16 protein-coding genes are annotated in these 18,238 nt (G+C 53.3%); 9 read left to right on the top strand and 7 right to left on the bottom strand.

Annotated elements, in window-relative coordinates:
- Positions 1-327: 327 nt before the first annotated feature.
- A complete protein-coding gene (locus ACO2Q8_RS23895; RefSeq protein WP_423347397.1) occupies positions 328-1,230 on the top strand; it encodes a helix-turn-helix domain-containing protein in 903 nt (300 codons plus the stop codon).
- A gap of 82 nt (positions 1,231-1,312) precedes the next feature.
- Entirely contained in the window at positions 1,313-2,167 is an 855-nt protein-coding gene (locus tag ACO2Q8_RS23890) for an oxidoreductase (RefSeq protein ID WP_423347396.1), read from the top strand.
- 159 nt (positions 2,168-2,326) lie between these two features.
- Here ACO2Q8_RS23890 and ACO2Q8_RS23885 read toward each other — a convergent pair whose 3' ends face one another.
- Positions 2,327-3,583, bottom strand: a complete 1,257-nt coding sequence (locus ACO2Q8_RS23885; protein WP_423347395.1) for a sialidase family protein — start codon at positions 3,581-3,583, stop codon at positions 2,327-2,329.
- 286 nt (positions 3,584-3,869) lie between these two features.
- On the opposite strand from ACO2Q8_RS23885, the gene ACO2Q8_RS23880 reads away from it, so the two are divergent.
- The 4 genes from ACO2Q8_RS23880 (at position 3,870) to ACO2Q8_RS23865 (ending at position 8,323) form a co-directional block, all read left to right on the top strand.
- The gene (locus ACO2Q8_RS23880) at positions 3,870-5,231 is read left to right on the top strand and encodes an amidohydrolase family protein (RefSeq protein WP_423347394.1); all 1,362 of its coding nucleotides are present in this window, start codon (positions 3,870-3,872) and stop codon (positions 5,229-5,231) included.
- 112 nt (positions 5,232-5,343) lie between these two features.
- Positions 5,344-6,582 carry a mandelate racemase/muconate lactonizing enzyme family protein gene (locus ACO2Q8_RS23875; protein ID WP_423347393.1) on the top strand — a complete coding sequence of 413 codons (1,239 nt, stop codon included), beginning with the start codon at positions 5,344-5,346 and terminating at the stop codon, positions 6,580-6,582.
- Positions 6,583-6,941: 359 nt separating this feature from the next.
- Positions 6,942-7,388: a hypothetical protein gene (locus tag ACO2Q8_RS23870; RefSeq protein ID WP_423347392.1), complete on the top strand. Its 447-nt coding sequence runs from the start codon at positions 6,942-6,944 to the stop codon at positions 7,386-7,388.
- A gap of 104 nt (positions 7,389-7,492) precedes the next feature.
- The gene (locus tag ACO2Q8_RS23865) at positions 7,493-8,323 is read left to right on the top strand and encodes a hypothetical protein (protein WP_423347391.1); all 831 of its coding nucleotides are present in this window, start codon (positions 7,493-7,495) and stop codon (positions 8,321-8,323) included.
- A gap of 63 nt (positions 8,324-8,386) precedes the next feature.
- Here ACO2Q8_RS23865 and ACO2Q8_RS23860 read toward each other — a convergent pair whose 3' ends face one another.
- Positions 8,387-9,625 carry a cation:proton antiporter gene (locus ACO2Q8_RS23860; RefSeq protein ID WP_423347390.1) on the bottom strand — a complete coding sequence of 413 codons (1,239 nt, stop codon included), beginning with the start codon at positions 9,623-9,625 and terminating at the stop codon, positions 8,387-8,389.
- Positions 9,626-9,894: 269 nt separating this feature from the next.
- On the opposite strand from ACO2Q8_RS23860, the gene ACO2Q8_RS23855 reads away from it, so the two are divergent.
- Positions 9,895-10,593, top strand: a complete 699-nt coding sequence (locus tag ACO2Q8_RS23855) for a thioredoxin domain-containing protein (protein ID WP_423347389.1) — start codon at positions 9,895-9,897, stop codon at positions 10,591-10,593.
- A gap of 69 nt (positions 10,594-10,662) precedes the next feature.
- Positions 10,663-10,965: a DUF1330 domain-containing protein gene (locus ACO2Q8_RS23850; RefSeq protein WP_423347388.1), complete on the top strand. Its 303-nt coding sequence runs from the start codon at positions 10,663-10,665 to the stop codon at positions 10,963-10,965.
- Between the two features lie 169 nt (positions 10,966-11,134).
- On the opposite strand, the gene ACO2Q8_RS23845 is transcribed toward ACO2Q8_RS23850, so the two are convergent.
- From ACO2Q8_RS23845 to ACO2Q8_RS23825, 5 genes are all read right to left on the bottom strand, one after another.
- Complete coding sequence (locus ACO2Q8_RS23845; RefSeq protein ID WP_423347387.1) at positions 11,135-11,572, bottom strand: hypothetical protein; 438 nt, start codon at positions 11,570-11,572, stop codon at positions 11,135-11,137.
- 10 nt (positions 11,573-11,582) lie between these two features.
- Positions 11,583-11,873, bottom strand: a complete 291-nt coding sequence (locus ACO2Q8_RS23840; protein ID WP_423347386.1) for a hypothetical protein — start codon at positions 11,871-11,873, stop codon at positions 11,583-11,585.
- A gap of 421 nt (positions 11,874-12,294) precedes the next feature.
- A complete protein-coding gene (locus tag ACO2Q8_RS23835) occupies positions 12,295-12,693 on the bottom strand; it encodes a hypothetical protein (protein WP_423347385.1) in 399 nt (132 codons plus the stop codon).
- Between the two features lie 165 nt (positions 12,694-12,858).
- A complete protein-coding gene (locus ACO2Q8_RS23830) occupies positions 12,859-14,178 on the bottom strand; it encodes a sugar MFS transporter (protein WP_423347384.1) in 1,320 nt (439 codons plus the stop codon).
- A 58-nt stretch (positions 14,179-14,236) separates the two neighbouring features.
- A complete protein-coding gene (locus tag ACO2Q8_RS23825) occupies positions 14,237-15,589 on the bottom strand; it encodes a Gfo/Idh/MocA family oxidoreductase (RefSeq protein ID WP_423347383.1) in 1,353 nt (450 codons plus the stop codon).
- Between the two features lie 275 nt (positions 15,590-15,864).
- Here ACO2Q8_RS23825 and ACO2Q8_RS23820 point away from each other — a divergent pair, with 275 nt between their 5' ends.
- Positions 15,865-18,114, top strand: a complete 2,250-nt coding sequence (locus ACO2Q8_RS23820) for a cation:proton antiporter (protein ID WP_423347382.1) — start codon at positions 15,865-15,867, stop codon at positions 18,112-18,114.
- Positions 18,115-18,238: the final 124 nt, after the last annotated feature.

Raw genomic sequence — 18,238 nt, 5'->3', positions numbered from 1 at the left:
CGTACACTTATGTGTTCCAGCTTCTGAACCAATAGCGTTTTGCCCATCCGGCGAAACTCCTCAATTGTCACGCTTTGCGCTAGAAGTAGCTTACGGAGACGTTCCAGTTCTTTTTCGCGCCCTACTATTTTGTCGGGTGGTATTGTACCAACGGTAGGTGAAAGTAGATATGGCTTCATGAACAGAGAAAGTTGAAAGTCCAAATCTAAGATAAAAGCATCGTAAGACAAGTTTATCTTACGATAAAACCATCTTACAAATTTATCGAAATAGTGCAGAAGCAGGTATCGTCTTGAATCCCACGTTTGAATTTCATAAGTTTGCCGAATGGAAAAACCGGAAACCCTCGAAGATTTTTATCAGAAAAAAATCAATTGGCTCCCCGACAACCGCCAGCAGGATCGGGGGCATTTCAACGTCTTTCGGCTGGAAGACTGCATCGGCGAAGGGCAGGAACCGATCCAGTACAGCCGCCGGGACTTTTACAAAGTGACGCTGATCCGGGGGCGGAACGTGTACCACTACGCCGATAAAAGCCTGGAAACCAACGGCACCACATTGATTTTCTTCAACCCGCAGGTGCCGTACAGTTGGGAACCGCTGTCCGACGATTCGACCGGTTTTTTCTGCATTTTCACAGAAGCCTTTTTCACCGAGCGGTTTCGGGGCAACCTCAACGAACTGCCCATGTTTGCCATCGGCGGAAAACCCACCTACCTGCTCACCGATGAACAGAATGCGCAGCTTAGCCAGTTGTTCGGCAAGATGCTGGACGAAATCAACTCGGATTATCCCTTTAAATACGATCTGCTGCGTAATTACGTCATGGAGTTGATTCACTATGCGCTCAAAATGCAGCCGAGCGAAACGCTTTACCACCAGGTCGATGCCAAGTCGCGGCTGACGGCCATCTTTACCGAACTGCTCGAACGGCAATTCCCGATTGAGTCGCCCTCGCAACGGTTTCGGCTGCGGTCGGCGCGGGATTTTGCCGACCAACTGGCGGTCCACGTCAATCACCTAAACCGCTCGATTCGGGAAACTACCGGCAAAACCACCACCGACCACATCGCCGAGCGACTCGCTACCGAAGCCAAAGCGCTCCTAAAACACACCGACTGGAATATTTCGGAGATTAGTTACACACTTGGCTTTGAAGAACCGGCCCATTTCAACCATTTCTTCAAGAAACACACCCGCCAGACGCCCTCGGCTTTCCGTACTGTTTGAATTTTGCAAGGATCGGTTTGAAAACTGCAAGGCATACCCCACGTGTCCAGTCTACCTTTGTCTCAACAAAAACAAACAGATCATGGACACACAAAACGTATGGTTTGTCACCGGAGCCTCGAAAGGCCTGGGACTCTCTCTGGTTAAACAATTGTTGAACGGCGGTTACCGGGTAGCCGCTACCTCCCGGAACGCCGACGAACTGCGCCGGGCTGTCGGCACCAGCAGCGATGATTTTCTGCCGCTGGCAGTCGATCTGAAAACCGAGTCGAGCGTAGCCGATGCGGTGGAGAAAACAGTCAGCCGGTTTGGTCGCATCGATGTAGTGGTGAATAACGCCGGGTACGGGCTGGTGGGTGGTTTGGAAGAGCTGAGCGATGCCGAAGCCCGCGAAAACTTTGAGGTCAATGTGTTCGGTACGCTGAACGTCATCCGGCAGGTGATGCCCCAACTCCGGGCGCAGCAATCCGGGCACATCTTCAACATCTCGTCCATCGGCGGTTTTACGGGTGCCTTCCCCGGTTTTGGCATCTACTGCGCGACCAAATTTGCGGTCGAAGGATTTTCGGAATCACTGTCCGCCGAAGCGAAAGCATTCGGTATCAATGTCACCATCGTCTCACCCGGTTATTTCCGGACCGAATTCCTGACATCCGGTTCCCTGGCGGTTCCGCAGAACCCAATCGAAGCGTATCAGACCGTGCGGGAGGTGCAGGCGGCTCACCAGCAGCAGATCAATGGCAACCAGCCCGGCGATCCCGAAAAAGCCGTAGCGGCCCTGATTCGGGTCGCTTCGGAAGCCAACCCGCCCCTGCACCTGTTTCTGGGCCAGGATGCGTATGACTTGGCGTATCAAAAAATAGAAGCGGTTCGGAATGACCTCGAAACCTGGAAAGACGTGACGGTTTCGACGGGATTTGAACCGGCCAACGCCTGAGAGCAGGTCGCCCGTGAAGGCGGACTATCTTTTAATGTAAAATTTCAAATGTGAAATGCTGAATGTAAAAGTGTTTTAGAAGCGCCAAGCCCCTTTCACTTTTACATTCAGCATTCATCATTTGAAATTTTACATTTTACTTCTTTTCCTGGCTGTCTCCTACAGCTTGATCTGCGCCAGCGCCACCCCGGTTTTCTTGTTCTCGTTCATGACCTCATAGGCTACCACCAATTGGTTGTCGACAACGATGCCGCTGGCATTCATGGCGTTGCGAGAATCTTTCACAAACTGCGTCGTCGGATTGGAAGCCGCGCCTGTGATGTTTTTAAAACCGATGGTCGACAGGCGACCGCTTTCCGACGCCAGGCTTTGTTCCCACAGCAGCACCGACGATTTTGGCCCTGACACCAGGAAGGCGCTCTTGGCCGACGGATCGTCGAGCACCAGCAACCGCTTGCCCTGCTGATCAACCAGCCGAACGCCGGGGGCGTCTTTCGTGCCGGAGAACCAGGCAATCAGGTTGGTGCCGGTTCCGGTGGCCGACGTGGGGCCGGAGTGCGGACAACCGTTCACCTGCCAGTTGTCTTTGTACAGCGGCTCGGCGGGCGAGAACGTCTTGCCGTTGTCTTTCGACGTGGTTTTGTAAATATCGCGGATGTTCTCCTGGTTTTCCCGGTAATACATGTTCAGCGTTCCCGACGCATCGACCAGCAAACTGATCGGGCAGCAGTCGCAAACGAACGCATCCACCACTTGCTCAGCGCCGAACTGGTCACCATTGGACGTCACAAACCGCAGGTCGCGCTGGTGGGCTTTGCCCGGAATGTCGTTCAGGTAAGCCACGCCGATTTCGCCGTTGGCCAACACCGTGGCATCGAAGAAACCGCGAACCACGTTCGGCGTTTTGTCCTGATGCACCGGTTGCGGTTTGGTCCAGGTCGTGCCCTGATCTTTCGAGACGGCGTACACGATCTGCAAATCGCTGGGCCGTCCACCGCCCACAGCGGCTTTGGGGGCTTCCCCGTGGCCCTGATGCCCACCGCCGTGGTTGCTGTGATCGGTCGAAGCCGCCGGAGCTTCACCACGCAGGGCAAAAACCGCCACCGCCGAGCCGTCTTTCCGGAACAGCAGCCGGGGTTTCATCAGCCGCGAGTTACCAATCCCGGCCGACGAATAAATCAGTCTCTTATCGCCAAAGGTTTTGCCTTTGTCCTTCGATTCGGCCCAATAAAAATGAATGACATTGTCGGCGTCTTTCTCGGTCCACGACAACGCCACGGTCCCTTTCGGCGTTTTCGTCAACAACGGGGTTGCGTAGGCCCGGGTCGTGTCGTTCAGGTTGTTATTGGCAAAACTGCCCGCGACTGCCAGGCAGAAACAGGCCAAAAAGAGGAAGGATTTAATAAACAGCTTCATACCGTCTGGTTAAGTGAAGAAAACCGCCCGACCTGCGCCGAAGCAGTCAACAGATGACAGCACAAAGTAACAGCAGCCGGGGCTTATTTAAAACGGTTTTGATTAATTTATTTAGAATTGTTTTAATTAAACAGAAAAAATTTCTTGTCAATCAGTTCCGCGAAAACCAGCCGGAGAATGCTTCCTTTTGTAATTTTTTTCGAAGACCTTGCGGCAAGAAAAGGAAGATCCGTGCAACGCCAGCCGAACCACTCCTATCCCCGAAAACCCTAACCTTCTCAAGACCATGCGCAGTTTCCTCGCTCTTGTCTTCATCCTGCTGACTCAGTCGGTTTTTGCCCAGGACCTCATCAGCAACCGCGACCGCGAAATCGTGTTCAAGTCGGTGAATGTCATCCCGATGGACCAGGAACGTGTCCTGGAAAACCAGACCGTTGTCGTGAGAAATGGCCGTATCGTAGCGATGGGGGCCGATGGCAAAGTAAATTATCCCCGGAACGCGCAGGTGATCGATGCCCGGGGCAAATACCTGACGCCCGGCTGGGCCGAAATTCACGCCCACGTGCCGCCCATCGACGACATCGAGCCGATGAAAGAGGTGCTGATCCTCTACCTCGCCAATGGCATCACCACCATTCGCGGGATGCTGGGTCACCCCAAACACCTCGAACTCCGCAGCAAGATCAACAGCGGTGACATTCTGGGGCCGCATTTTTACGCGTCCGGGCCGTCGTTCAGCGGGCAAACCGTTAAATCGCCGGAGCAGGGCGCGAAGATGGTGCGCGATCAGAAAGCCGCCGGATATGATTTCCTGAAACTGCACCCCGGTCTGACGAAAGAAACCTTTCCGGCCATTGCCAAAACCGCCAAAGAAGTCGGGATTCCGTTCGTGGGCCACGTTTCGTTCAACGTCGGGGCCTGGATGGCCATCGACGCGGGGTATTCGTCCATCGACCATTTAGACAGTTTCATGGAAGCCATCACGCCCGGTTCCGACACGCTCGTGGAGCAGGAAGCCGGTTTGTTCGGTTCCTGGATCGGTTACCGCGCCGACCCCGCCCGCATTCCGAAACTGGTGAACGGTTTGCGCGAAAAAAACATCCGGGTGGTGCCCACGGAAGCCCTGGCGGAACGCTGGCTCTCCCCGCTCCCGGCCGACGAATTTGTGAAAGCGCCCGAAATGAAGTACATGCGCGCCGAAGACGTGCGCAACTGGACAAATACCAAAAATAACTACAACAACAACCCCAATTTTTCGATCGAAAAAGCGGAGAAGTACATTCAGATGCGCCGGAAAATCCTCTACGAATGCCAGAAAAACGGCGTCGATATTCTGCTCGGTTCCGACGCGCCCCAGGTGTTCAACGTACCCGGTTTTTCGATTCACCACGAAATGCGGTACCTGGTCGGCGCGGGTCTGACGCCCTACGAAACCCTGCGGACAGGCACGGTCAATGTCGCGTCGTATTTCGGAAAACCGGATTCGGGCACGATCAAAACCGGCAACGTCTCGGACCTGGTGCTGCTGAGCGGCAACCCATTGAAGGACATCAGCCAGACGCAGCACATCGAGGGCGTCATGATCGGCACCAACTGGCTGTCGAAAGCCTACATTCAGAAGGAATTGAAGAAGCTGGAGAAGCAGTGAGGGATGGGAACGCGGATTTAACAGATAAAACGGATTGGACGGATAAACGAATTTATCCGTTTTTCCAGCATTTCTTACGGTCAGATTTAACTCCAAAACCCTCTCAAACCCGATGAAACGCATTGACTTCATCCAGCAGACGCTTGGACTGGCCGGGACGCTGGCAATAGCCGGGCCGTTGCGGGCCGCTCCCCCAACCAACCCGGACGCGTTGCCCGTCTGGCCGCTGCCCGATCTAAAAACCGCCTTTCCCGAGGCCATTCCGATTCGGTCGGTCGAGTTACTCCGGACGCAGGGCGAACTCCTGCTGGTGGTCAGCGCAGAGAACGAAACGCGGGGCGTTACGCAATGCAACGACCGGATGGCGCACCTCGTTTCGCTGCTCAAAGGGCTGGTTTTGCCCCATTTTGTCGGGAAAGACGCCCGCGACCTGCCCACACTGGTCGATAATGCTTACCGGCTGAACAGCAACTACAAATACGCCGGAATGCCGCTCTGGAACTGCATCGGCACGGTTGAGATTGCGACCTGGGATTTGCTCGGCCAACTGGCCCAAAAACCGGTTTATCAACTGCTGGGTAAAACCGTTCGCACCGACTACGGCGTTTACATTTCCGATTTCGACCGGGGCACCGATCCGGCGGAGGTGGTGGTCGACCGGCTGGCGCAAAAACTGGCGCAGACCGGCGCTACGGGCGTCAAAATCAAAGTAGGTGGCCGGATGCGCAACACCCCCGAAGACGACCGGCGAACCCGGGCGTTTGTGCCGCTGGTTCGGAAAAAACTGGGCGACCGCGTGACGATCTACGCCGATGGCAACGGTTCGTATTCGGTCAAAGACGGGATTGAAACCGGGAAATTTCTGGAGGATTACAACGTGGCGATTTTTGAGGAACCGTGCAATTTCGAGGATGAAGAAGGGCTCCGAACCGTCAACCAGGCCCTAAAAAAACTGGTGCTGGCGGGTGGTGAACAGGACACGAGTCTGTACCGGTTTCAGCGACTGGCCCGGACGGGCGTGTACGACCTGCTGCAACCCGATGTGTACTACAACGGCGGGATTTTGCGGACGTTGCAGGTGGCCGAGATTGCGCGGCAGTCGGGCAAGACGCTGGCTCCGCACTCGCCCAAAGCCGACCCGCTGCTGGGGCCGTTCTGGCAAGTGGCCGCCGTTTGTCCGAATCTGTTTGGTTTACAGGAATTTGTATATAATCTGAACGAAAAACCGGCGGGTTGGTACTTGCCCGCCCTCACCATCGCCAACGGAAAAATGCGGATTCCGGACCGGCCGGGCCTGGGGTTGCAGTACGACGAACACATCTGGAAAACCGCCGAACGGGTTATTTTTTAGACGGCTTTTCTCGTTGGCGACCGACTTAGCTACTGGAGTCAGGCATCCGGTAATCGGTAAACCGTATTCTTTTTCAAGATTGGACCAACGTTTCTTTTGATTGCAAAAACAAATTGCTTTTTTTGCGCTCGTTCTACCTACCGTCACTTTTTTTCATGTACCGAATTCTATCCGCTTGCCTTCTGGCCTGCTTCGCAGGCTCTGTTGCCGCACAGGAAGTCAACTACGATGATGTGTCCTTCACCCATTCTGTCCCGGCGCTTTATCCAACTCTGCAACAGAACATTTCGTTTGATGCTCGGGCTTCCGTTACTGAACGTATCAAAGACTCATTTTTATCATCGGATGAGTTAGAAAAGATGAAAACCGTGTTCCGGTCGCCCATGCGGGTTCAGTTTGGAAAGTTCTCACAGGTCGATTCCACGGGTGATTTTCACGTTGTATCGCTTATCCAGCGGTTTAAATGGGTGAAGCCAACGCAGGGCTTCACACCGACGGCTATGCCCATGTCACAGCCCAAAGCACCGGGCCTGACCGCCCAGGTGGCCTTACATACCCGTGTCTACGACAAGTTTGGCACGCTGCTCTACGACGACTCCTCGAATTTTCCGGAATTAACAATCCCGGCCGAAAGCGAATGGGGTAGCGGTTATGACCGCAAAGACCCCAAGACCAAACTATTGATTGCTACACAGCAAGCCATTTCGGCCTCACTGGTTCCTTTCGTTAACCAAATTTACGGATTTACGCCCCGGTTATCTTCCAAACTGGCCTACCTGGATGATGTCAAAAAAAATCCGAGTTAAAAAAATTTGAAGAGCAGGTTGATGAACTGCGAACCATTCTCCGAAAAGACGATGTCGCCAAATTTCTGACGGCTAGTGAAGCGTACCTTCCTTTCTGGGAGAAAATGGCTAATTACCAGGGCGAAGGCGATGTCAACGAGGTGAAACGGGCGGCCTTGCAGAATCTCTCTCTGGTTAGTATCCTAAAAGGGGACTTCGAGAAGGCGGATGCTTACATTGCGGCTTACAAGCCCATTGACAAAAAAGTAAAAGCGCTGTTTGGCCTGGTGAGTACCCGCAATAGCGATGATTTGGAGGTACTTTTGTATTTGCTTCAAGCCAAAGCCCGGCAGGAAATCAAGCCCTTTTCAGATAAGGAATTAACCCTCACGGAAGTATTGAATCTGAATACGTACCTGCCAATCGATGGAACAATCGTTCTGGAAGGCAAGAACGCTGGTACGTATCAAGGCCGGATTCTGGTCAAACGGCCGGAACCTGAGCCCGCCGGTCAGGAAAGCAATGAAAACCCTTCCCGAATGATGAATTTAAGCGCAGAAGATTTGCTCATTACCATTCCGAACGCTGGCTCTTCCGGAAAACCGCTGACTGTACGAAGCGCAGTCGTCAAATCCCTCACCGGAGCCGATGGGACTCCGTATCTGCTGCGTAAATTTGGCACCGTCGGATTGGGAAATGGCGCGACCTGGTATTTACTACGGTCGGATTACCAATCGCCCAAATTAACCGTATACCGCTCAGTATTACCCAATGCCAGCGAATATGTTGTTCAGAAACCCGGCGACGATAAAGGCGTTAAATCTTCGTACCTGAATGCCCGTCGGAACATTCTTGATTACCTCAAAGAATGCAAGATGTTGAACGAAAAATATGGAAAAGGTAACGCTTCGTTCGACATCAGGCAGGTAGCGCTCGATTATACAAATTGCCAATAAATTACCCTTCTTCTCTAGGCTCAGTTTGAACAGATTGAGCCTAGAGAACCTGAACCAATGCGTTCACGAATGCGGGGGAATGTGTTGCTGGTCCAGTTTTTTCATGACCGGTGTCGCCAAAATGCCGTGGATGACAATGGAAATCAGCACCACGAATCCCAAAATGGCCCAAAGCCGGTCGGCTTCCGGAAAATCAGCCTTTTCCAGACCAAACGAAAGATAGAAAAACGAACCAATTCCGCGAATTCCGAAAAAAGTAATCACCCAACGTTCGCTCCGTACCGACGGCGTTCCGGCCAGCGACACCAACCCGGCCAACGGACGAATCACCAGCAGCAACGTCAGGCCCAGCAAAGCATCCGGCCAGGTTAGCGAAGCCAGTAAACCGTACGCAATCGCTCCCCCGAACAACAGCAGTAAAATGACGATAAAAATCCGCTCAATCTGATCCGAAAAATCGTGCATGTGCCGGTGATATTCGTGCGTCCGTTCGTAACTCCGGAGCGTAATAGCCGCTACAAAAACCGCCAAAAAGCCATATCCTTTCACTAGTTCGGTGGCTCCGTAGGTCGTCAGCGTCACGGCCAGCACCACAAACCCGTTGGCCGACGCCTTCAGGCTTATTTTCTCGGGCAACCGGAAGATCAGCGCAGCCAGAAGCTTCCCCGACAACCAACCCGCCAGCACTCCGACGCCAACCCGGTAGAGCACATCCATTGCCAGCCAGTTCCAGAAACGTTCCGACAAGGGCATTTCTGCTGGCAACAAAGCAATGGCTCCGTAAACGAACGGAAAGGCCAGGCCATCGTTCAGGCCCGCTTCGCCGGTCAGAGCAAACCGCACGTTGTCTTCACCGCCTTCGCCGGGGTCGCCCACCTGCACATCGCCCGCCAGCACCGGATCGGTGGGGGCCAGCGAAGCCGCCAGTAGTAAGGCCGAAGCCGGATGCAGGCCAACGCCGTACCAAGCTACCAGTGCCATTGCGCCGATGGTCAGTATCATGGCCCACGTCACCAGCCGAAGCGGCATTCGCCAGTTTTTGAACGAAAACGGGCGGTCGATTTTCAGGCCGGTTCCCGTTAGCGCAATGATGACGCAAAGTTCGCTCAAGTGGGTGGTGATGGCCGTATACTGCAGCGGATCAGGCTCCGGCAGCGGAACATCGAACAGGTAAATGGCCATCCCCAATCCCACGACAATCGTCGGATACGACAGCGGATAATCTTTCAGAAAAGATGGTAACCAGGCAACCACCAAAACGGCGATTCCCAACACGACCAGCAACAAATTAATGGATGCCATAACCAACGTAGACAACGAGCCTGCGCCCGAAAGCGGATTCCTGGCGGTTTTCGGCAAATTGCCCGAGGCCGAAAGGAAATGATAGTCTTTTCATCCCGTTCTTAACTCGCGGTACGGGTTGAATGTTATCCTTTTCCGGGCGTGTTCCCGATGGGTTTCCACCCAAAAAACCGGTTATTTTTGCAACAGGAAACCAGAATGAATGCGTTGCGTGTTTTGAAAACACGTTCAATCAATAAACCCGGTTGCCAACCTACCTTCGCTACCCTATGAAATATTCCTTGTTGTTTTGTGCGCTACTGCTTGCCCGCCTAACCCTGGCGCAGACGATGCCACCCGATTCCTTTGCCCGCCAGCTTGCCCAAAGTCCACAGGCTCAGTTGATCGATGTTCGGACGCCTAAGGAATTTTCGGAAGGTCACCTGACCAATGCTGTCAATATCGATTACAACCAGGCCGATTTTGCCCAAGCGGCCCAAAAGCTGGACCCGAAACGACCGGTTTTTGTGTACTGCCTCTCGGGCGGACGCAGCCGGGCAGCCGCCGAAAAACTGCGGGAATGGGGCTACGGCCCGGTGTATGAACTCGGCGGAGGTTACCTGAAATGGTCGGCACGGTTGCTGCCGGTGGAGGGCGTTTCGCGGTCGGACTCAGGGCCGGCACAGTGGAGTCCAAAACGGCTCGACAGCCTGACCCGCGCCCAATCGCTGGTGCTGGTCGATGTGTACGCGCCCTGGTGCGCGCCCTGTAAGAAAATGGCTCCGGTGGTTGAGAAGCTGACTACCGAGTGGGCTGGAAAAGCCACCATTGTCAAGCTGGATGCCGATCAGGAGAAAACGATGCTGAAAGAACTTCAGGTAGAGGAATTGCCGACGGTGCTGGTGTACCGAAACGGGAAGCTGGTGGAGCGAAAAATCGGTTTTCAGGACGAAGCCGCCCTGCGCTCGCTGCTGACTGCACCGAAATAAGCCAAGTTTTTTGACAAGTACAATCGGTTCGTTCGGATCTTGCAAGAAGGCCGTTTACATCAATATATCATGCTTTATTACACCCAGGTTCTGTATTTAAAAGCAGGACAAGAGGAGACATTCCACCGATTTGAGGAGGAGGTACTGCCATTACTGACGCATCACAATGGCGAGTTGCTGTACCGAGTCCGGCCCCCGGAAACCTCGGTGATCACAACGACGTTCGGCCATCCGTACGAAATTCACTTCGTCAGTTTTGCCAGCCGAGCGGATTTTGAAGCCTACCGCGATGACCCGCAACGCATCCGGTGGATGAGCCTGAAAGAGCAATCGATCGAGCGGGTCTTGCTGATTGAGGGCAAGCTGCTCTGAGGGATTTAGCCCCTGCCAGCCTGGTTTTATGCTACAACGGTTTTCCGGGGTACCCACTCCTGGCGTACGAAAAAGGGCATCCGTCGGTAGATCGCACAGGCTGGGCCGTTCGCTAACTAAATGGGGAGAAGGAGACGAATTCACTGGGTTCGTTGTTTTTTGCAGCCATTTAGTAGGAACTCAACGAATCTGACAGAAAATGAATATCCTTCGGGAAGAGTATGATCGTAAACCCCTCATGATCAAACAGGGTGCTTTGCACCTGTGGGGCACACCACTCCTCAAGCGCGTCGATCTGTGCCGCGTCCTCCATCTCTACAGCTTTAGCGGTTTCTTTGCTGAAATGTGCTACGACAAAGAAACTGAACAATTGACCTGCATCTGTTCCTTCACAAACGAGCAACGGCTGGAACCTTACCTGGAACAGATCGATCTGACGGAATTGCAAGGTTGAGTCAGCTACCGGTTTGGCTGGAAGCACCCCGACCCGACGGTGCCGATCAACAACGCGGGCATTCAGCAGTGGCTGTCGATTACCGACCAAAAAAAAGCCCGGAGTTGCCGGGCCTTCAAATGCAGAATTGAATGTGTACAGAAATTCAATCATTCCAGGGTCTCTATGCATCAAGATTGTCAGTTAGAGCTATTTTTATTTCTGAACTTATTATAAGATGCTTGTTTTTTTCCTCGGCCTTCTGTAGAATACTTTGCACCTTCTGCATTTCTTTTTTTAATGCTGGAATTCTTTTTTTTGCAATTACATCATCTTTCCCGAACAACTCATGCGAACTAAAATTTTTCATTTGATGGAAATTAATCTTGGTCGTAAGAACACTTGTTAAAATTTCTTTTGCCTCCTTGCACAGGAAAGTTCCATCAATAAGAACTATCTTTTCAGTTTCGTTCATTGCATTAGATTTTTAAACTGGTGAATTTTAGATACCAACGCTTTCAGCAGTAATGTATAAGGGTGCTGAGCTGGTTGCTTTACTTCCGCAAAGTTATCTAGACTAATTATAAAATTTTATTTATATTTGTTATAGCATACATAAAAAATATTTATAGAAACAACAAGATTCACCCAAGCGTACAGTCATTTCGCCCTCATAGGCCACCAGAAAACTATCCCTATCTGAAGTCAGAATGAGGGTGAAGAAGAAAGAATATACAATTCCAGTTCGGTAGTTTTGACAGTCCAGGATTAGGACTAAGGTCAGTATAAACCCTTCCCAATTAAAGAATTTTAGGATATTGGTCACCCACTATTCCGAATCGTTCTTCCGGGAAGAAGACGAGGATAATAAGGCAATGAAGTTCGGAACTGGTACATTAGTTTTTCCATGCAATCGCCTGCCCAATCAACAGATTTACATTGAGCCGGTTATTCTCCAGCAATTTCATTTTAAGAATCGCTTTTTGCGTTTCAAACCGTTTTCTGTCGGGTGATGATGGCATCACAAAACCGTCGATCTGTTTACTAAGCTTGGCTATCGCTTCCCGACGGCCCCCTTCCTCATCCTCGTTGATAGCGGTTCGCTCTACTTCCTTACGTAGCTGGTGGCGGAGTTCGGCCAGTTCCAGCACCTTTTCGGCATATTGCCGTTGCTGAGCTTGGAAATCCAGATTCAGAATTTCCAACTGTAATTCCGTTTCCCGGTTGTCGGCTTCGAGTTGCATAAACCGGATCTGATTCGGAAAGTCAACGCTGAAGTCTTTTCCCTTTTTCATGGTGCTAACTTCTAAAAATAATATTTCTATTCACTTAGTGCGGTGACGTTCACAACCGGTTTTTGCACCCGCTGCTTTACATGATCGATGGCTCGTTGAAACGAAGTTGACCTTCACGACATAACTCCCTGCAAAACCGTGTTCATCCTCGGAGCAACCCGGTTTTCAACCCCACCTCCTCACTCTATGCCCCCAAAACGCATAAAACATCAGGTATAAATAACACGGAAACAGCACCCAGTAGGCGGTTTTCACCCCGTAGGCATCTGCGAAGTAGCCGTAGAACAACGGCAGGATGGCGTTGCCGCACAGGCCCATAATCAGGATGGCCGCGCCCAACTTCGTAAACCGCCCCAGCCCGTCGAGCGCCAACGGCCAGATTCCGGCCCAGACCAGCGAGTTGGCGAGCCCCAGCAAGACAACGAACCAGATCGAGCGGTCGGCGTAATGGCCCAGCAACTCAACCGGGCCGCTGGTAAACAGGATCAGCAGCGTCAGGACCGCGCCCAACACCGTGCAAAACCGGAAGGCCGTCACCTGGCTGATGGTCCGGGGAATCAGCGCAATCCCGAGCAAGTAGCCACAGATGGTGGCCGTTAGCGTGTAGGCCGGAAACGTCTTGGCTTCCAGCAAATCGATGCCCATTGAGTTGGCGTACCCAATCACGGTATCGACGGCAATGACCTGACTCCCAACGTGCAGAAAGATCGCTACCGCGCCCAGGATCAGGTGCGGAAACTGAAAAATGCTGGTTTTGCCGGAATTGGCAGCCGCCACTTCGGCGGTTTCCTGCTCCGTATCAATTTCGGGTAAAGGCGAAAACCGCACCATCAACCCCAGTCCGATCAGCACAAAACCCATCAGCGTATAAGGCGTGATGACCCGGCGAATCAGCGCGTCGAGGGCCGCATTCTTCTCGGTGGGCGACATACTCGGCAGTTGCGCAAACAGGTCGGTATCGGTAGCCCGCAGAATGACGGCGGCAAACAGAATCGGTGCCAGCACGCCCGCGCCCTTGTTGCAGATGCCCATGATGCTGATGCGCTGCGCGGCCCGTTCCTGTGGCCCCAGGATGGTAATGAACGGATTCGCGGCCGTCTGCAAAACCGCCAGCCCGACGCCAATCATAAACAGCCCCAGCAGAAAAATTTCATAGGTACGGGTCAGCGCAGCCGGGACAAAAATGAATGCCCCCAGCGCCATTGCCCAGAAACCGACCATCATGCCTTTCTTAAAACCGGTCCGTTTCAGCAGATACGACGACGGCACCGACATGACGAAGTACGAAATGTAAAAAGCAAACGTGACCAGGTACGACTGGAAGTTGGTCAGTTCACAGGCAATTTTGAAATACGGAATCAGGATGGCGTTGACCCAGGTCACGAATCCGAAAATAAAGAACAACAGGCCAATGATCCCGATCGAAATCAGGGTATCCCGGCGGCTTAACGTACTGACTTCAACGGCGGCAACGGAGGTTTTCATCCGGTTTAAACGAGCGAAAGAGTGAAAGAGTCAAAGAGCGAAAGAGTGAAAAACCGGTTTATACCTTCGGCTCCCAGCCAGACTGGTACTCCCGTTTCCAGTACTTTTTCATGATGCCCTTATTCTTGATGTGGCCGTTGGCGGGGTCAATGTTCAGGGTTTCGCCCGAGCGCAGGGCGATATTGCCCAACTGACAGAGCAGCGTACTCTGGTGACCGCCCTTGATGTCGGCTGCCAGGGCCGCGCCGTTTCGGATGGCTTCGAAAAAGTTCTGAATATGAATCGCATCCAGCGCCTGCGAGGGATTCATGCGGTCGCGGGGGTCGATCACAAAGTCATTTTTGGCTTCTTTCACCAATTTGTTCTGCAAATCATACACCTTGTACGTATTGCCGCTTTCGATCACGACCGAACCGGTATCGCCGTAAAAAACCACTCCCACGCTATTGTCTTCAACGGTCCGGCCGTTGCAACTCCGTCCTTCCCAGACCATGCTCGTATTGTTGGCGAACTCCATCGTAATCACCTGGGTATCCGGTGTTTCCCAATCGTCCTGGTAGCGATACCGCCCACCCGACGACGATACCCGCGTAGGGTATTCGACACTCAACCCCCAGCGCATCAGATCGACCATGTGCGTACCGTTGTTGAGCGCTTCACCCGTGCCCCAGTGCCAGAACCAGTGCCAGTTGTAATGAAGCAGGTTGTCTTTGAACGGTCGGCGCGGGGCCGGTCCCTGCCAAAGGTCGAAATCGAGCCAGGTCGGTACGGCCGCTTCCTTGCCCACCCCGATGGACGGTCGATTGTTGGTGTACCAGCCCTTGGCAAAATACGGTCGCCCGATGATGCCTTCTTTGACCTCCTTGATTGCTTTGGCGACGTTGGGCCACGACCGGCGCTGGTTACCCATCTGCACCACTCGTTTGTATTTTTCCGTGGCCGCCATCAGCAATTCGCCTTCATGGGGATTGTGGCTACACGGTTTTTCGACGTATACGTGCTTCCCGGCCTGGCAGGCCAGAATGGCCGCCGGCGCGTGCCAGTGGTCGGGAGCCGCCACCACCAGGGCTTCCAGGTCCTTGTCTTCGAGGGCTTTCCGGAAATCCGGTGCGGCTTTCGGGCGGCTTTTCTGCAATTCCTCCACCGCCTTGATGCATTTATCGGCAGCCCGTGAATCGACATCGGAAATCGCAATGACTTCGCAGTTTTTCTGAAGCGCAAAGTTGCTCGCCAGCGCCAGCCCCCGCGAATTGACGCCCATCACACCGACCTTGATGCGTTCGTTGGCGCCCAGAATGTTGGCGTAGCTGCGGGGACTAAAACCGGGTAATACCCCGCCCAGCGACAAAACGGCGGTACCGGCTGCGGTTTTTCGGAGAAAATCCCGACGGGAAGAAGAGGAAGATTGCATCGTTTAAGGGGTTAGTCATCAAATACCAGAATTCGTGTGGCCAAACCGTTAGCGCTCAAGCCTGTACGTTGCCGGATGCGTTGAAAAAGCGGAATATAGCCCACCGATCCTAAGCCGGGCGGTGGCTACATCGCTGGGAAATTTACGACGGTTATCCGGTTGATCCATTCGGTAAGGGCTAAAAAGGTCGTATTATTGTAAGAGTACTTAAACTTTGCCGGTTCGGGCCTCTTGGCTGACTACCGAACCGATCTTACACACGATTTTATTGAAATATGGCGCATTTACCAAACCTGATCATCGATCTTGCCATTATTTTGGGAACTGCTGCCGTCACGACGCTCCTCTTTAAGTGGCTCAGACAACCGCTCGTGCTGGGCTACATTCTGGCCGGGGTGCTGGTGGGTCCAAAATTTTCCATTTTCCCGACGGTTTCCGATCCGACTACCATCCGCATCTGGGCCGACATCGGCGTGATTGTCCTGCTCTTTAGCCTGGGACTGGAATTCAACATCAAGAAACTCGTCAAAATCGGCGGTACGGCTTCGCTAACGGGCGTCATCGAAATTGCGGGGATGCTGCTGCTGGGCTACCTGACCGGTATGGGCCTCGGCTGGTCGACGATGGACAGCATCTTCCTGGGCGGCATCGTCTGCATCTCGTCCACCACCATCATCATCCGCGCCTTCGACGAACTAGGCATCAAAACCCAGCAATTTGCCGGTATTGTGTTCGGGATTCTCGTTATCGAAGACATTGTAGCGGTTTTGCTGCTCGTGCTGCTGTCGACGCTGGCCATCAGCAAGCAATTTTTCAGCGCCGACATGCTGGTGGCCATCCTGAAACTGGCGTTCTTTCTGGTCATCTGGTTTTTGGGGGGCATTTTCCTGGTCCCATCGTTGTTGCGCAGCAGCCGGAAATTCATCAACGACGAAACGCTGCTCATCATCTCGTTAGCCCTCTGCCTGCTAATGGTCGTGGTGGCCACCAACGTCGGATTTTCACCCGCGTTAGGGGCTTTCATCATGGGGTCCATCCTGGCCGGAACCATCTACGCCGAGCGCATCGAAACGTTGCTGACCTCGATCAAAGACCTGTTCGGGGCGGTTTTCTTCGTGTCTGTCGGAATGCTGATCGACCCGGCTTTGCTGGTTCAGTACGCCGGTCCGATTGCGCTGATTACGGTGGTCGTGATCGTCGGAAAAGCCGTCAACGTTACGCTCGGGGCGCTGGTGGTGGGCCAGCCGCTGAAGCAGGCGCTGCAAACTGGGTTGAGCCTGGCCCAGATCGGCGAATTTTCGTTCATTATTGCCACTCTGGGCCTGAACCTGAACGTGACGAGCGGTTTTCTGTACCCCATTGCCGTGGCGGTTTCGGCCCTGACGGCCTTCACCACGCCATACCTGATTCGGGCCGCCAATCCGCTGTATACCTGGCTGGAACGCAGGCTTCCGGTGCGTACCCGCTTATTTTTAAGCAGTTACAGTTCCGGAGCGCAAACCATCGGCAGCGTCAGCGACTGGTACCGCCTGGTTCGGGAACACATTCAGGTGATTGTCGTCAACACCGTCGTGGTGTTGGGCATCATGCTGCTGGCATCGCGCTGGCTGCTCCCGATGGTGTCCCAGGAACTCCTGAGAAGTCCCTGGGACGGGATTCTGACCGGTTTTCTGTCGTTTGTCCTGATGGCGCCGTTTCTCTGGGCATTGGCGCTTAAACGAATCAATCGACCCGTGTATACCCGACTCTGGACCGAACGGCGGGCGTATCGGGGGCCGCTCGTGACGCTGGCCGTCACTCGGGCAACCATCGCCAGCGGGCTGATTCTGCTGTTCATGGATCAGTTTTTCTCGGTCAGCCTGTTGCTGTTCGTCATTGTCATTTCCCTGGTCCTGTGGCTCCTGCTCGGCAAACGGCTTCCGCTGGTGTACGAACTCATCGAAAACCGGTTTTTACTCAATCTGAACGCCCGCCAGATTTATCAGGAAACCCGTATGGGCCGGAACCTGCTGCCCTGGGACGCCCACCTCTCCTATTTTGAAGTCAGCGCCGAGTCGCCGGGCGTCGGTTTTACGTTGTCTGAACTGGCACTTCGGGAAAAGTACGGCGTCAACGTCATTTCCATTGCCCGGGGTAGCATGACCATGCTGGTACCCGGCCGCAACGAACGGTTGTTTCCCGGCGATAAAATTGCCGTCATCGGCACCGACCAGCAACTTGAGCAGTTTAATACACTGATCGAACCGGCTCCGGCCAGCAAAGCGCCGGTCACGCCCGCGCAGGAAATCTCGCTCCAGAAGATCGCCGTCGACGACACCTTCCCTTACCTCGGGCTGAGCATCCGGAACTCCGGCATCCGCGAAAAAACGCAGGGACTGATCGTCGGCATCGAACGCCAGGGCACCCGCATATTAAATCCGGATTCAACGACCTTTTTTAATCCGGGCGATGTTATCTGGCTGGCCGGAAACACCAAGCTGATCAAAGAATTTCAGCGGGAAAACCGCCTTCGGAATGTGCAATAGTTTATAGTTTACGGTTTTTAGTTTATAACTCATAGTCTTCTAACAGACTGATAGTCAATAATATTTCAGACTGTGATTATAAACTAAAACCATAAACCGTACACTACCTTCGCCAACAGTCCGG

The organism is Larkinella sp. VNQ87 (assembly GCF_049445795.1).
Classification (GTDB): Bacteria; Bacteroidota; Bacteroidia; order Cytophagales; family Spirosomataceae; genus Larkinella.
Note: the sequence above shows the minus strand (reverse complement) of the source record. Positions and strands in the feature narration are given on the sequence as shown.

Coding starts and splice junctions, on each gene's coding strand:
- ACO2Q8_RS23895 (WP_423347397.1), top strand. CDS start 328: ATGGAAAAACCGGAAACCCTCGAAGATTTTTATCAGAAAAAAATCAAT.
- ACO2Q8_RS23890 (WP_423347396.1), top strand. CDS start 1,313: ATGGACACACAAAACGTATGGTTTGTCACCGGAGCCTCGAAAGGCCTG.
- ACO2Q8_RS23885 (WP_423347395.1), bottom strand. CDS start 3,583: ATGAAGCTGTTTATTAAATCCTTCCTCTTTTTGGCCTGTTTCTGCCTG.
- ACO2Q8_RS23880 (WP_423347394.1), top strand. CDS start 3,870: ATGCGCAGTTTCCTCGCTCTTGTCTTCATCCTGCTGACTCAGTCGGTT.
- ACO2Q8_RS23875 (WP_423347393.1), top strand. CDS start 5,344: ATGAAACGCATTGACTTCATCCAGCAGACGCTTGGACTGGCCGGGACG.
- ACO2Q8_RS23870 (WP_423347392.1), top strand. CDS start 6,942: ATGAAAACCGTGTTCCGGTCGCCCATGCGGGTTCAGTTTGGAAAGTTC.
- ACO2Q8_RS23865 (WP_423347391.1), top strand. CDS start 7,493: ATGGCTAATTACCAGGGCGAAGGCGATGTCAACGAGGTGAAACGGGCG.
- ACO2Q8_RS23860 (WP_423347390.1), bottom strand. CDS start 9,625: ATGGCATCCATTAATTTGTTGCTGGTCGTGTTGGGAATCGCCGTTTTG.
- ACO2Q8_RS23855 (WP_423347389.1), top strand. CDS start 9,895: ATGAAATATTCCTTGTTGTTTTGTGCGCTACTGCTTGCCCGCCTAACC.
- ACO2Q8_RS23850 (WP_423347388.1), top strand. CDS start 10,663: ATGCTTTATTACACCCAGGTTCTGTATTTAAAAGCAGGACAAGAGGAG.
- ACO2Q8_RS23845 (WP_423347387.1), bottom strand. CDS start 11,572: ATGATTGAATTTCTGTACACATTCAATTCTGCATTTGAAGGCCCGGCA.
- ACO2Q8_RS23840 (WP_423347386.1), bottom strand. CDS start 11,873: ATGAACGAAACTGAAAAGATAGTTCTTATTGATGGAACTTTCCTGTGC.
- ACO2Q8_RS23835 (WP_423347385.1), bottom strand. CDS start 12,693: ATGAAAAAGGGAAAAGACTTCAGCGTTGACTTTCCGAATCAGATCCGG.
- ACO2Q8_RS23830 (WP_423347384.1), bottom strand. CDS start 14,178: ATGAAAACCTCCGTTGCCGCCGTTGAAGTCAGTACGTTAAGCCGCCGG.
- ACO2Q8_RS23825 (WP_423347383.1), bottom strand. CDS start 15,589: ATGCAATCTTCCTCTTCTTCCCGTCGGGATTTTCTCCGAAAAACCGCA.
- ACO2Q8_RS23820 (WP_423347382.1), top strand. CDS start 15,865: ATGGCGCATTTACCAAACCTGATCATCGATCTTGCCATTATTTTGGGA.